At 52.8% G+C, this 12,893-nt stretch carries 12 protein-coding genes; 3 read left to right on the top strand and 9 right to left on the bottom strand.

The genetic code is table 11. From position 1 onward, the window contains the following. Entirely contained in the window at positions 1-1,020 is a 1,020-nt protein-coding gene (locus MWU62_RS12800) for a ketopantoate reductase family protein (RefSeq protein ID WP_247115287.1), read from the top strand. 38 nt (positions 1,021-1,058) lie between these two features. Then, the gene (locus MWU62_RS12795; RefSeq protein ID WP_247115286.1) at positions 1,059-1,616 is read left to right on the top strand and encodes a cob(I)yrinic acid a,c-diamide adenosyltransferase; all 558 of its coding nucleotides are present in this window, start codon (positions 1,059-1,061) and stop codon (positions 1,614-1,616) included. Positions 1,617-1,779: 163 nt separating this feature from the next. Here MWU62_RS12795 and MWU62_RS12790 read toward each other — a convergent pair whose 3' ends face one another. From MWU62_RS12790 to MWU62_RS12775, 4 genes are all read right to left on the bottom strand, one after another. Then, positions 1,780-3,810 carry a methyl-accepting chemotaxis protein gene (locus MWU62_RS12790; RefSeq protein ID WP_247115285.1) on the bottom strand — a complete coding sequence of 677 codons (2,031 nt, stop codon included), beginning with the start codon at positions 3,808-3,810 and terminating at the stop codon, positions 1,780-1,782. Positions 3,811-3,912: 102 nt separating this feature from the next. Beyond that, positions 3,913-4,800 (bottom strand): regulatory signaling modulator protein AmpE, encoded by an 888-nt coding sequence (gene ampE, locus MWU62_RS12785; RefSeq protein ID WP_247115284.1) that lies wholly within the window; start codon positions 4,798-4,800, stop codon positions 3,913-3,915. Next, a complete protein-coding gene (ampD, locus tag MWU62_RS12780; RefSeq protein WP_247115283.1) occupies positions 4,801-5,451 on the bottom strand; it encodes a 1,6-anhydro-N-acetylmuramyl-L-alanine amidase AmpD in 651 nt (216 codons plus the stop codon). Between the two features lie 72 nt (positions 5,452-5,523). Next, positions 5,524-7,878 carry a DUF1631 domain-containing protein gene (locus MWU62_RS12775; RefSeq protein ID WP_247115282.1) on the bottom strand — a complete coding sequence of 785 codons (2,355 nt, stop codon included), beginning with the start codon at positions 7,876-7,878 and terminating at the stop codon, positions 5,524-5,526. Positions 7,879-8,112: 234 nt separating this feature from the next. Between MWU62_RS12775 and nadC the strand changes: the two genes are divergently transcribed. Next, positions 8,113-8,952: a carboxylating nicotinate-nucleotide diphosphorylase gene (gene nadC / locus MWU62_RS12770; RefSeq protein WP_247115281.1), complete on the top strand. Its 840-nt coding sequence runs from the start codon at positions 8,113-8,115 to the stop codon at positions 8,950-8,952. 29 nt (positions 8,953-8,981) lie between these two features. Here nadC and MWU62_RS12765 read toward each other — a convergent pair whose 3' ends face one another. From MWU62_RS12765 to MWU62_RS12745, 5 genes are all read right to left on the bottom strand, one after another. Further along, the gene (locus tag MWU62_RS12765; RefSeq protein ID WP_247115280.1) at positions 8,982-9,317 is read right to left on the bottom strand and encodes a YqcC family protein; all 336 of its coding nucleotides are present in this window, start codon (positions 9,315-9,317) and stop codon (positions 8,982-8,984) included. A gap of 12 nt (positions 9,318-9,329) precedes the next feature. Continuing rightward, positions 9,330-10,127, bottom strand: coding sequence for a ParA family protein (locus MWU62_RS12760; RefSeq protein ID WP_247115279.1), 798 nt, complete (start codon positions 10,125-10,127; stop codon positions 9,330-9,332). An 83-nt stretch (positions 10,128-10,210) separates the two neighbouring features. Then, a complete protein-coding gene (gene hda / locus MWU62_RS12755; protein WP_247115278.1) occupies positions 10,211-10,927 on the bottom strand; it encodes a DnaA regulatory inactivator Hda in 717 nt (238 codons plus the stop codon). After that, positions 10,906-11,466, bottom strand: coding sequence for a CDP-alcohol phosphatidyltransferase family protein (locus tag MWU62_RS12750; protein ID WP_247115277.1), 561 nt, complete (start codon positions 11,464-11,466; stop codon positions 10,906-10,908). The genes hda and MWU62_RS12750 overlap by 22 nt, the downstream gene beginning before the upstream one ends. A 21-nt stretch (positions 11,467-11,487) precedes the next feature. Further along, positions 11,488-12,822, bottom strand: a complete 1,335-nt coding sequence (locus MWU62_RS12745; RefSeq protein ID WP_247115276.1) for a DUF2066 domain-containing protein — start codon at positions 12,820-12,822, stop codon at positions 11,488-11,490. Positions 12,823-12,893: the final 71 nt, after the last annotated feature.

The following is a 12,893-nucleotide window of genomic DNA, read 5'->3' as shown; positions in this document are numbered from 1 at the left end:
ATGGTGTCTGCGGATGAGCGTTCCGGGGGTGGCGGGGTGATTGCCATTCTTGGAGCGGGTTCTTTGGGGCGGCTTTGGGCCGCCCTTTTGCCGTCTGGCCAATGTGGCTTTTTGCCTCGGTGCTCTGGTGGTGAACTTCGGAGAAGCTTCAGCCTTCAGGAAGTCCCTCCCGAAACACGCTGTGAATACATCCTTGTACACTCTGCTCCGCCATCCATGGCTCCGCAAGGTTTCGGGAGGGACTTCCTGAAGGCTTCGCCGGACTCGGGTGAAGCCTGCATCCATGTTGATTTGCCTTGGCTTAGGTCAGCTGAGAATGTAAAGCTTCTGCTCGTAACCACCAAGGCTGGCGATACGCTTACGGGCCTTAATGACTGGTTACCTCATACTCCGGACGACACCCCCGTTGTTTTGTTTCAAAACGGCTTAGGCAGCCAGCAAGCAGTTGCTGAGCGCTGGCCGCAACGGCCGATTTTGGCTGCCAGCACTACCGAAGGGGCGAATCGGCCATCGCAGGATGTGCTGGTTCATGCCGGGGCTGGTGACACCTGGGTAGGTGCACTTACTGCTTCTGCGGCTGAACATGTAACAGGTGTCGTTCAACAGTTGACTGAAACCGGTCTGCGAATTCATGCTGAGAACAAGATTCTGCAGCGGCTTTGGCAAAAGCTGGTGGTTAATGCCGGGATAAATCCTTTTACCGCCCTGCTCGACTGCCCTAATGGCGATATTCTGGCCTTGCCACTCTATCAACAGAATATTGACGGGCTTTGTTCAGAGATATCTCTTCTGCTGCAGGCCGAAACCTCGGAGGCTGTAGCGCCGTTGGTCCTTCGGGAGCGTATTGAGAAAGTGGCGAGAAATACCGCCGGCAACACTTCGTCCATGCGCGCAGACGTTATAGCTAGGCGTAAAACCGAGATTAATTTTATCAACGGCTATCTTGTGCAGTGCGGAAAGCGCCATGGTATTGCTACGCCGGTAAACCAAATGCTGACCGAGCGAGTAAAAGGTCTCTAACGCTTTAAATAAATGGGTTTTAAACAGGAGCACTCATCATGGGCAATCGCCTTTCCAAGATATACACCCGCACAGGTGACGACGGTACCACCGGCCTGGCCGATGGCAACCGTATTGCCAAAAATGCTCAGCGTGTTGAAGCCATGGGCATGGCCGATGAACTGAACTGCCATATCGGCCTGCTGATTGAAACCTTGGACAGCGACGACGAGATGCTGGAATCCATGCGTCGCATTCAGCATCACCTGTTTGATCTGGGCGGTGAATTTGCGATTCCGGGAAGCAAGGCGATCACTGAAGACCATATTAGCTGGCTGGAAAACCTGCTGGATGAAATGAACGAGCCTCTCCCACCTCTGAAGAACTTCATCCTACCCGGCGGAAGCCCTGCAGCAGCCCAGTGCCACTTAGCCCGCGCCGTTTGCCGACGAGCAGAGCGTGTGGTGGTAGCCCTCAGCCATGAGGACTCCATCAACCCGCTGGGACGCCAGTACTTGAACCGTTTATCAGACTTGTTGTTTGTAGCTTCAAGGGTGTTAGCGCGCAGAGAAGGCGCTGAAGAGATTTTGTGGGATCAAAAGAAGTCGGGGATGTAACACTCACTACGACTAGAAGTGCGTGACGGCCTGCACCAAAATCAGGTCAGGTAGCGGTATTAACTTCAGAAACTGTGCGTAGCCATGGATGGCGGAGCCAAGCATACAAGGACGTATTCACAGCGTGTTTCTGAAGTTAATACCGCTACCTGACCGTCTTAACTTAAACCTTAAATGCCTCAACAAGCCTCTGCAAAGAAGCCGTCAAATCTGACATTTCCCTAGACGAAGCCAGAGTTTCTTCCGCATTAGTAGCGGTGGAAGCGCCCAACTCGCCAATATGCGCAACGCTAGCATTCACATCCTTGGAAACCGCCGACTGCTCCTCAGCAGCCTGAGCAATCTGGTGGCTCATATCCACAATCACCGAGATGCCTTGCGCAATCCGAGTCAACGCTTCTGTCACCTCTCCCGATTTCTGAACCGTTGCCTGAGTAACATCATGGCTATTGGTCATGGCTGCCACGGCATCTTTCACGCCGCTCTGAAGACGCGTAATCATGCCCTCGATTTCTTCAGTAGACTTGTGAGTGCGTTGCGACAAGGAACGCACTTCATCAGCCACCACCGCAAACCCACGCCCCTGCTCACCAGCTCTGGCTGCCTCAATGGCGGCGTTAAGCGCTAAGAGGTTGGTCTGTTCGGCAATAGCTTTGATTTCTACCAAAACCTGACTGATATTGTTGCTGTCTTCACTCACCCGGTTAATTACATCCACAGCGCCCGAAATCTCGGTCGCAAGGCGATTGATGGTTTCCACGGTATCAGAGACAACGCCGCGGCCGGTTTCTGTGTCTTGTTCTGCTGCGGTCGCACTGTCTGCAACCCGGTGGGCGCTTTCAGTTACTTCACTCACCGCTTCTACCATCTGGCTCATGGCTTCATTGATTTGGCCGCTTTCGGCCATTTGGTGAGCTACCGCTTCGCTATTGGCAGACGCTGTTTCATTAACGCGAGCGGCTTGCTGGTCAACTTCCGATGTTGTCTGGCCGACCGACCTTATAAGCTCGGCAATGCGATCAGTCATGTTATTGAACTCGCCGGTAAGCTCGCCCAGCTCATCACGGTTATCGAGGGAAATACGAGTCGTCATATCGCCTGCAGCCACCTTGCGAGCCGCTTCACTAAAGCGATTGATCGCTGTGCGCACAGACATAAAGAAGCCAATATAGAGATAAACGACAAACAACAACACCACAACCAACGCCACCACAATGATGCGGCGCTGACTTACTTCCTGCTCCAATTTGGCGCTCAAATTCGCATCTATTACATCAAATGCTGCACCTTTCAGCTCACCGTAACTCGCCAACTCTGCAGAAACGCGGGATTCGAACTCCTGCCAAGTCATCTCTAGCCGCATCGGAGTAATAATATTTACATCAAGCAGTTCACGCACATTCAGAAGGCTCTCATCGACCTGTTGAAGCGCTCGGTCAGCCTGAGATGCCAGAGCAGGAGAAGCATCGGCAGTCAGTGTCAGCGCAGGAGAAAGGAGCGAACTTCGGTTGGTTAAAGCGTCATAGATTTCGTTAAAGTTTTCGCTAAGGGCAAAGCCTACCTGGCCATCAACCAGAGCAAACAAACTGTACGAATGAGCCTGCCCAATTACGCTGCGGGCCTCAGGCAAGGTTTCCCGGATAAGCCCCAAGATAAGTAAATTTTCTCTTGAAGCACCCTGCCCCAACCCTGATGTCTCAATAGTAGCTGGCAGCAACGCGAGTGCTTTCTGCACAAACTCATGAAAGTATTTGAATTGAGGGTCAAAGTTGGTCTGGTAATTATCATCGGCACGAAGGGCTTGCCACTGAGCCTTGAGACCTTCGACTTGATCAGCCCAGGCTCCAGATGTATCGAACGAGCGGGGCTGGGCCGTTAGCGCTTCCAGAGTAGAGCTTATCTCGCTTGCGGCTTCGTCGGACAGTTTCTTAATGGCGTCGTCATTTTTGGCTACTGCCGGCGCACGGTAATCGCGGTAGTCCATGGAAGCATCAACAAGGCGGTCGATGTGGCGCAACTGCTCTAACCCTTCTACGCCACGAGTCATGGTCGCAACCGAGCGATTTAACTCGGTCATCACAAGCCAGGATAAGCCACCAATCGGCAAGAGGAACAAGATGCTGATGAGACTGAACTTATACAGCATCGGCAACCGGTTCATCAGTGCTACTGCGGGATAAATGAGTTGCTTCACATCGGCCCTCTCTTTGAAACGCAAACAATTGAATGCATGTTCTTTTTTTATTATCGCCCAAATACCGGAAAACTTAAGCTTTATTTACTACAACCCTGCTATTCAGACAACGCCTGCAATCACCAGCAAAGCCAAAGTGCAAATCCATACCAGCATACTCCGGTTGAGCAAATCCCTCACCGCGCTCAGGCTGCGCCCGCCATAATTGGCCCACTCATCCGGGTGAATTTGGGAAAAGCGCGCCGGATCAAGCGCATAACCGGTTAACGACCCATTGGCAGAAATCATGAGGATTTCTGATGTCTTTTTCGTGATACCCGCAATAGCCACTCTCGCCTCACCCAGCCACCCTGACAGATCACCGGCGATACCAAAGGTTATTGAAAGCAGCCGCACAGGTATCCAGTTAAACCACTCGCAAACTGCCATATACCGAGGTCTCGCGGCCGCCTGAGGCCACTGTTCCGACAGCGCCACCAGCCCGCGCACAAAAATCGCAAATCCGATGCCGCCCACCACGTACCAGAAGGCAATCAGGAAGAATCGCTGAAATACTGCCAACATAAGCGCTTTGCTCAAAGAAAGATGCATAAGCTCAGGCGATGCAGCAGCTCCGCGCTCGCTGGCAGGCAGGCGTTCCTGAATAAGGTGCCAAGCCGCCTGCATGTCTCCTTTATGCCAAGCCAGCGCATAGGGCTCAACCGATTGCCGCCACCCGGGCGTGCCCATCATCAATACAAGTACGAGAGTTTCGATCGGATAGGCTGCGATTCGCCAACCGTACAACGCCAAAATATAAACACCTAAGGCCGCGAGGAAGGCTGGCACAAACACTAAAATCAGGCCATTCCAGATCCCTGACTCGTGACCGGCCTTGACAACGCTCCCTTGACGAAACCAGCGCCGCCAAAGCTCGTCACTGGAGACGGCATTTAAGCTATCAAGCCGACGCCGCACCAAATAGGCAAAAAGAAATACCACAAAAACCATTCACACGACTCCTTTACTGGGCGGCTCATCGCTGTGCTGACCAGACTTAGCTTCTGCCAAAGCAACCCGGAAGTAGTGCCATTTAAAGGCAGGCCCAGGATCGGTCTTGCGGCCAGGGGCGATATCGCAGTGGCCAGTAATACGGTCGTTGCTAATGTCCGGCCAGGCCACGCAGATCACCGCTGAGAGCTCAGCCAGTGCCCGGTACTGCTCGGGGGTGTACGGAATATCGTCTGTGCCCTCCAGCTCAACTCCGATCGAGTAGTCGTTGCACTCTTCTATCCCCTGAAAGCAAGAGCGTCCAGCGTGCCAGGCCCTGTCGAGCAGGCTGACAAATTGAGTCAAGCTTCCATCTCGGCGGATCAACACGTGGGCCGAAACGCGCATGTCGGCGATGGTTTCAAAGTATGGGTGTTGAGCGGGGTTCAGGTTGTTCGTGAAAAAATCTTCAATATAACGGCCGCCAAACTCGCCTGGCGGCAAGCTGATGCTGTGCACTACCAGAAGACTTATTGAAGCGCCATATGGGCGCGGGCCGTAATTAGGCGACGGACACCAACGGGCAGCTGAAAGACGCCCCGTTCGACGGAGAGCGCTTACATCTTCGCTGAAAACGGTCGCGCTTAGGGAATTTCGGGCTGAATAGGACAATATGAATCCATAGCTATCAGAGCGTTACAATGTGGATTGATTGAATCACAAAGTAAGGCTTGTTACTACGGATCAATCCCTACGACTGCTGCGAAGATTGTCGATAATGGACTCAAGCGCCCTGTCAAAAATGAGCCCATCATCAAGCATGCTTATGGCTCCATTTGCCATAGCGGCGGCCAGCTCCGGTCGATGGTATTCCGCAACCTTTGCACCGCTGCGATTAACGAAGATGTACTTACCCGTAGCCCTTATCACGGCCGCCAGCTTGCAACGAAGCTTAGTTCCATCTCGACTGAGCTCAATCCATGCACCAACACGGAGTCTATCCGCCTGAATCAGCCATTGTTCGGCAACCTCTTCCATTTCCGGTTCGGCCGAGGCTTCCGCTTGAGGTTCTGCAACATTAAGCTGGGGCTGTGACTCTGCAAATGTCTCGCTCGGTTCGTTCAGTACGCCAAAGGGCTTATCGATGACCGGTACAGCTGCTTCTGGATCTGAATTTTCAGCAGGCTCAGACCAGACCTCTGTTCCAGCTTCTTCCGGAGCTGATGCCGCGGTACTGGAAGGCGCTGTTGCCAAGCTCTGTAATACATCAACGTGAGCCAACTCCAGATCACGTACTGCCGTATCCGTTGCAAACGGGTCCCACGAGATTTCCTGAAGAGCTAAGCGGAAGTCGTCCACAATTGCCGGGATAGCACGGAGCAGGTCGCTACGGGTGGAGCTTTCAACCGGCTGCGGGTCAACACTCCATACCAGATGCCCTGTTAGCTCTTTAGCGTCTGCCCAGCGCTCACCATCTTCACCTTCACGCAATACCACCCACTGCAAGTACTTTGTCCATGCTTCGTTGAGCATCGCAAGAACAGGCTCGGGAATATCTCTACCAAACGTGTGTTCCTTCACTAACGACTCGGCAATCTGGGTGGCCTGCTCCTGTCGTGCCCGGCCTTCTTCGGCATCTCGCAACCGCTGCTCTACAAGCTCTCGGCGACGACGATCGAGATCGGTGAAATGGCAAAAATCCTCTAGCAACTCGTCGAAAAGCGACACATTGGTGCTAAATTCACTCAATACCCGATCGACAACCGACTCAATTTTTTCATGCAAAGGATCACGCTGGCCGGGGCGCTTTTCGCTCCAACCAATAGCAGACAATGCCAGCTCATTCAATAGCTTACGAACCGGATGCCCACCACGATTGAAGAAATTTTTATCGCTTAGGGCAACCTTCAATACGGGGATCTGGAGACGCCCGATAAGTGCCTTCATAACCGGGTGAAGCTGTCGGTCTTCCAAAATAAAATCGAACAGCATCGAGACTAGGTTGATAACATCATTGTCTACCTGTCCAACACTCGCCTTTTGGCCATTGGCTGCCGTGAGAACAGGTTGAAGGCGTTGATCGAGAGAAGCAACTTCACCACCTTCCCACTGATCGTAAGACGACTGTGCCTCGCTGAGAAGCGCCATCAACCGCTCGGTATCAAGGTAGGCTTCATCAGCCTTATCCGGCTCAACCACAGATTGGGTTGCACCCCGCTGGTGCAGGAGCGCGCTCAATTCGGAAAACGTTGCATAGGAAGCACCGCCCTGAATCTGGTCGTGACTATAATACTGGCTGCCAGCCACCTCATTCGACAGACCGCTGGCCGCCCCATGCTGCGAAGAGCTCGGCGGCACAGGGGCCGAGGTTGCAGACCGAGCACCTGAAGGGGCAACGGGTGAACGTACTGGAGGCCGCTTTGCATCCGGCAAGACACCTTCCGCAGCCAAAGTCCGGTTCGCTTCTTGATAAAAATCACCGAGCTTATCCCCCAGCAATCGATCGAACAGCTTGAGCACCACAAGCTTTGCTCGGATATCTATATCGAGATCTGAACAGGCTTCAGCCAGACCTCCACAGATAACTTCCGGGCTCAGTGGCATCTGATTGTCTGCCAACTCCACGCTCGGCACCAGATGGTTCACCCGCACAGACAAAAGCTGAATAGGGGTCTGGTACTTATTACGCATTTTATTGATCAAGTTGTCGATGGCGACCTGCTGCTCCAGATCTGAATGCTCAACAAGGCTCAAAGAATCTTGATCAACCTCGTCCAATGCACCACCGGACTGCTTGGGCCGAAACTGGCCAATATCGTTAAATGCCTGACTGACGTATTGCAGCACAGAAACCACCATGGCTTTGCGTCTGAGACGCAATTCCCGCATGGCATCAAAATAGATGGTTTGATCTGTGTTGGAACCGGCGCGATCTGCGAGCTCGAACAAGGCGTCGTCGGCACGCTCGAAAAAACGTTCGAGAACGCCTTTTAGAGTTTGTCCGGAGGTATCACGCAGGCGAACAAGAGCAGGCGGCAGATCAAACCGTGAGAACGGCTTCTGGCCTGAAAAGCTGACAACCTTGTTTTCCTGTTTCATCGACTGATCTCCCGGCCGTTGCATCTGAAGCACCTGACCATAAACTTCAAACTACTCTGATTACACATCATACGATTAGACCGTGTCATCTTGTGTCAGAAATTGTCACCTTTTGTGTACGCCTGTCTCAGATCACGTTTCTGGCATAATTTGGCGAAACCGTTGTCGAACTATAGAATCGTTCATCCGGAATATTTCAGAACCATTTAGCCAGTCACAAGCGGATGCAAAACCATGAATTTCAGTGAACGCCAACGCCAGTCACTCATCGAAACAGTAGCCGCTAGCTTGCGCGAAGATATCGGTGATGGCGATATCACGGCCCAACTTATTCCTGCGGATAAACAGGGCTCCGGCCATGTCATAACGCGGGAGCACGCAACAATAGCTGGGCGAGCATGGGTGGACGAAGTTTTTCGTCAGGTGGACACGTCAGTAGCGATAGAGTGGCTAGTTGAGGATGGCGAGCGAGTGAGCCCCAATCAGGTTCTATTCCGCATGAAAGGAACCGCAAGAAGCCTGCTTACCGCCGAGAGGACTGCACTGAATTGGCTGCAAACGCTTTCAGCTGTTGCGACAAGCTGCGCTGGTTATGCCGAGCGGGTTGCTCATACACCCGTGCGCCTACTCGACACTAGAAAGACTCTACCCGGCTTACGATTTGCACAAAAGTATGCTGTGACTTGCGGCGGCTGCCACAACCATAGAATCGGCCTGTGGGACGCTTTCTTGATCAAGGAAAACCATATTTCCGCATGTGGTTCCATCGCCGCAGCTATCGCAGAAGCTCATAGAATCGCACCGGGCAAGCCTGTCGAGGTGGAAACCGAGAATATGGCGGAACTGGAGCAAGCACTCCGAGCTGGCGCTGACATCATCATGCTCGATGAGTTTTCCATGGAAGATTTGCGGGCTGCAGTCGCAATGAATGAAGGACGCGCAAAGCTCGAAGCTTCCGGGGGTATCAACTCAGGCTCATTGGTTCCCATTGCAGAAACCGGAGTCGATTATATTTCTATCGGCGCCCTCACCAAAGACGTCAAAGCGGTAGACTTGTCGATGCGCCTAGACTGACGTGAATGGTCAGCATCAATAGGCGTTGGTCAGCTCCCCGAAAGTAGCTGATCGATCGCCTCAAGCGCTCGGATCAAGCCCTGTCCAGATTCTGGGCGGCCGCGAAAGTACTCCTCAGCCATGGGCGCAATGCCAGAAACAGAGGGCAAAGGATGCCCGCTTTCAACGATCAGCTTCATGCGCTCAAGAAACACAAACTGAACCCATTGGGTGAACTCTAAGGTATCGATACAGAAAGGCTCAGTGCTTTGAAATGCCGCCTGTGGTGGGCGCTCGGTTGCCCATAGGCCAATCGTGCGAAGCTCCATTTCTATGGCCAGAAGACAATCCGCAACCTGCCCTGCAATCTTATTGGAATCCGTCATAAAGCTCCCGGTTCAATCGGCCAAAGGCTCTAGCTCTACCGCCTCGCCATTGAGTACGCGATACAGATCTTCGAACTGACGTGTGAGCGGGTGTTTTGGTGCCATGTGAATCAGCGGTTGCCGGCTCTGGTGAGATTCTTTCATTTTTACGGAGCTGGATAAGCGCACTGGCAATACCGGCAGTCCCTCTGCAACAAGCTCTTTAACCAACTGTTTTGGCAGGCTAGCCCGAGGTTGAAACTGGTTTGCAACAATACCTTCAACCACCAACTCTTCGTTGTGATCCTCTTGCAAGTCGCGAATTTCATTAAGAATGTTATAAAGTGCCTGACGGGAAAAATCATCACAGTCAAACGGAATCAAGCACCGATGCGCAGCAATAAGCGCGGAGCGGGTATAAAAATTCAGGGCTGGCGCTGTATCAATGTATATTTCATCAAAAGAATCACCCAGCTTCTTCAGCGCCTCTCTCAGCTTGTAGATTTTATGCTTTGCCTCAAGCTTGCGCTCAAGAAAATCCAGCTCAGGGCTGGAAGGCAAAACAAAGAGATTTCTGAACGGTGAAGCATGAACAAACTCTTCAGGGCGACGATTGAATACCTTAAACGCTACCGTTTGCTCCAGCATGTCTGCCACAGTATCTTGAAGCTCGCTAGCAGGCTTGCCCAACAAGTAATGCGTTGAGTTACCTTGGGGGTCAAGGTCAACCACCAGAGTGCGCTTGCCGCGTGCAGCGCTGATTGCAGCCAGATTGCAGGTAATACTGGATTTGCCGACTCCGCCTTTCTGGTTAAATACTACCCGTCTCATGTCGTCTCTCCATCTGGCGCTTCATTCAGCGTCTTATCGTTTAAGTTCTGTTTTGTGTGATGTAACGCTTGGCTTCTATGTTTTTACCACTTCATGACTGCTTTCACGAACGGCACAGTCAAGCGCCTTTGCGCCTGCAAGGAGTTTTCATCGAGGGTATCGAGAATGCCTAACAATTCGCCAAGTCCCCTTGGGGCTCTGCGCATAATAAAGCCTGCGACATCGTCCGTCATAGTCAGCCCGCGCTTTTGTGCACGAGCCATCAGAATCTTCAGGCGATCATCGTCACGATAGGTTCCCAGTTGCACAATAAAGCCGTGATGCAGTCGGGAAACTAAATCTGGCAACACGAAAGGCAAGGACCCGGGGACTTCAGAAAGACTGACAACCAGCATATGACCACCATCATGCAGCCGATTATAGAGATGAAAAACCGCTTCCTCCCAGCCGGCCTTACCCGCCACCCGGTCCAGATCATCCAGTGCAACCACATCCATGGCATCCAGTCCCGCCAGTGCTTCCGGCCCGAAGGGCTCCAGCTCGGCAATACTAATACAAACCGCCGTTTTCCCTTCCGCTTCTGCCTGATGACAAGCTGCCTGCAACAAGTGACTTTTGCCGGTATCCGAGTCGCCACAAACTACGACCACTGGCAAGTCAGCCGGCTGACTACATACCGAAGACAGGCGCAATGCCGCTTCCCGGTTGCGATCACCATGAAAGTTGTCAAAACGTGCGTCGTCCCGAAGCCGGACGCCAAGCACTAACTGAGAGCTGCTCACGGGTGTTTGGCCCTCCATGCGCGCTTACCCCAAACGACAATATAGTGCCCGCCACTGAAGACCGTTGAAACTGCGACCAGCCAAACTCCAATATCCAGCCATATCGCCTGCACCGGCAAGCCAGCCAAAATGACAATAATGCCTAAAATAACAACAATTTGAATCAGCGTATTCAACTTGCCGGGTATGCTGGGCTCCATCTCGAAGCGGCCAATACTGTAATGGTATACCAGCGCACCTCCCACAATAAGAAGGTCTCGACCGAGGATCAGCGCAAACAACCACAGAGGTAAAACCGAGGTATAAGTCAGCATTAAATAGGCGGTAATCAGTAGCGCTTTATCGGCCAGTGGATCGGCCACAGCACCGAAACGGGAGCGCCAATTAAAATGCCGTGCAAGAAAGCCATCAAGGCCATCTGTCACCGACGCCACAGCAAAAATGAGCAACGCGAGGCGGTACTCCTGTACCAGCAACGCTCTGGCAAAGGGAGCTATCAATAAAATGCGCACAAACGTCAGAGCATTGGGAATCCAGCGCCAGGCGTGTGACCTCACTCAATCGCCTCCGGTAGCGGCTTACTGCCCGCCATTGTTTCCGATAGCTGGCAAGGGTTGCCAGCGGTAATAAAGAACCTGATAAAGTGATTCGAACGCCTGCTCGGCTTCCTCTTTGTCTACCGGCGATGGCTGATAGGTAAACATAGACTGCTCAGAAGAATCTTTCTCCAACTCATCTTCCGGAATCGCTTCTTGCTGATTTTCGTTAGAGTCGAGTTGTGTCGGTTTTGCCGAAGCGGCTGCTGACGACGGGAGTGATGACGAACCAGCCGCTTGGCTTTCCTGTGATCCACCCTCAATGGGCACAAACCGGGAATCCAGCGCAATATACTCCCTGAGCTGATCAAGCTCACCGGAAAAGCCAACTCTCAGTGTTAACTGCTCGCCCTTAACCCGGGATGCCCCTACATTTACAACTGGAGTTAAGCCCTCCAGAACTTGAGTGGTGTTGCCGTAATCTTTAACAGTCTTAACACCGCGCAATACGATTTCCACCTGAGGTAGCTCCCCAACCTCACCTGCTGCCACAGCATATCGGTTGGCGTACAACTCCGCCCAGCGATTAACCAATGCCTCTGCAAGAGCTTCCCGCGTGTCAGCGCTAACAGACTCTTCACTATTATTGAGCTTTGCACCTTCAAATACCCAGCCTGCACGCCACTGATTGCCTGAGCGGCTAACACGAACCAGCGCAAGCACGTCATGCTCCACGCCTTCAGACGCCTTGCGAACGCGCCCGGTGAACTGTCCCCATATATCCGACAACAGCTCTCTATTACCACTGAACCCTGCGGGAGGCAGGGCTACTGGGAGCCCACGTTCCTGAGCAGCGCGAGCAAATGCTGCCGACCAAACGCCCGTTTCGGCAGAGTTGGCTCGGTCGTCGCCAGCACCTGTCACGAGTGTACGAACACCACGGTCTTCGACCGCCACCCAAGCGAGGGTTAAGGGTCGATTCGCACCCCACACGGGAGCGTTAACTGATGCCAAAGCCCGGTTAACACCTACAGCACCAAACGCCATACTCAGGCGGCTTTCGCCACTTGCGCCGCGAAGTATCTGATAGGACAGCAACAAAGATTCCGCATTTGCCAGCAGAGCGTCTACACCATCAAGAGCAAGCACCTCGCGGGTGCCTGAAATCCTCACAAAAACCCGAGCCAAGCCATCAGCATAACCTTGAGCAAGAGCGGCTTGCCCGGAGCCAGACACAGGAACTTCTACTGAATAGAGCCCTGATACTGTTACCGCAGTGGCAGATGCGGGCATTAAAGCCAGTATGAGCGTACAAAAAACGCCAAGCCATAGGGCTCGCAATGGTTTAAAAAACCGGATCTGGTCTGTTACTGGCATGAAACACCCTGCAGTTCGCATGAATGGCGCATAGGATACACCATGCCCCTATGCCTGAGTAGCCAGCCCGG

The sequence above is a fragment of the Marinobacter sp. S6332 genome, from assembly GCF_023016045.1.
Taxonomy (GTDB): domain Bacteria; phylum Pseudomonadota; class Gammaproteobacteria; order Pseudomonadales; family Oleiphilaceae; genus Marinobacter.
The sequence above is the reverse complement of the archived record's forward strand: the minus strand, read 5'-3'. Positions and strand labels throughout refer to the sequence as shown.

Excerpts from the sequence above, each read along its gene's own strand:
- MWU62_RS12800 (WP_247115287.1), top strand. The coding sequence starts at position 1 with ATGGTGTCTGCGGATGAGCGTTCCGGGGGTGGCGGGGTGATTGCCATT.
- MWU62_RS12795 (WP_247115286.1), top strand. The coding sequence starts at position 1,059 with ATGGGCAATCGCCTTTCCAAGATATACACCCGCACAGGTGACGACGGT.
- ampE (WP_247115284.1), bottom strand. The coding sequence starts at position 4,800 with ATGGTTTTTGTGGTATTTCTTTTTGCCTATTTGGTGCGGCGTCGGCTT.
- MWU62_RS12775 (WP_247115282.1), bottom strand. The coding sequence starts at position 7,878 with ATGAAACAGGAAAACAAGGTTGTCAGCTTTTCAGGCCAGAAGCCGTTC.
- nadC (WP_247115281.1), top strand. The coding sequence starts at position 8,113 with ATGAATTTCAGTGAACGCCAACGCCAGTCACTCATCGAAACAGTAGCC.
- MWU62_RS12765 (WP_247115280.1), bottom strand. The coding sequence starts at position 9,317 with ATGACGGATTCCAATAAGATTGCAGGGCAGGTTGCGGATTGTCTTCTG.
- MWU62_RS12760 (WP_247115279.1), bottom strand. The coding sequence starts at position 10,127 with ATGAGACGGGTAGTATTTAACCAGAAAGGCGGAGTCGGCAAATCCAGT.
- hda (WP_247115278.1), bottom strand. The coding sequence starts at position 10,927 with ATGGAGGGCCAAACACCCGTGAGCAGCTCTCAGTTAGTGCTTGGCGTC.
- MWU62_RS12745 (WP_247115276.1), bottom strand. The coding sequence starts at position 12,822 with ATGCCAGTAACAGACCAGATCCGGTTTTTTAAACCATTGCGAGCCCTA.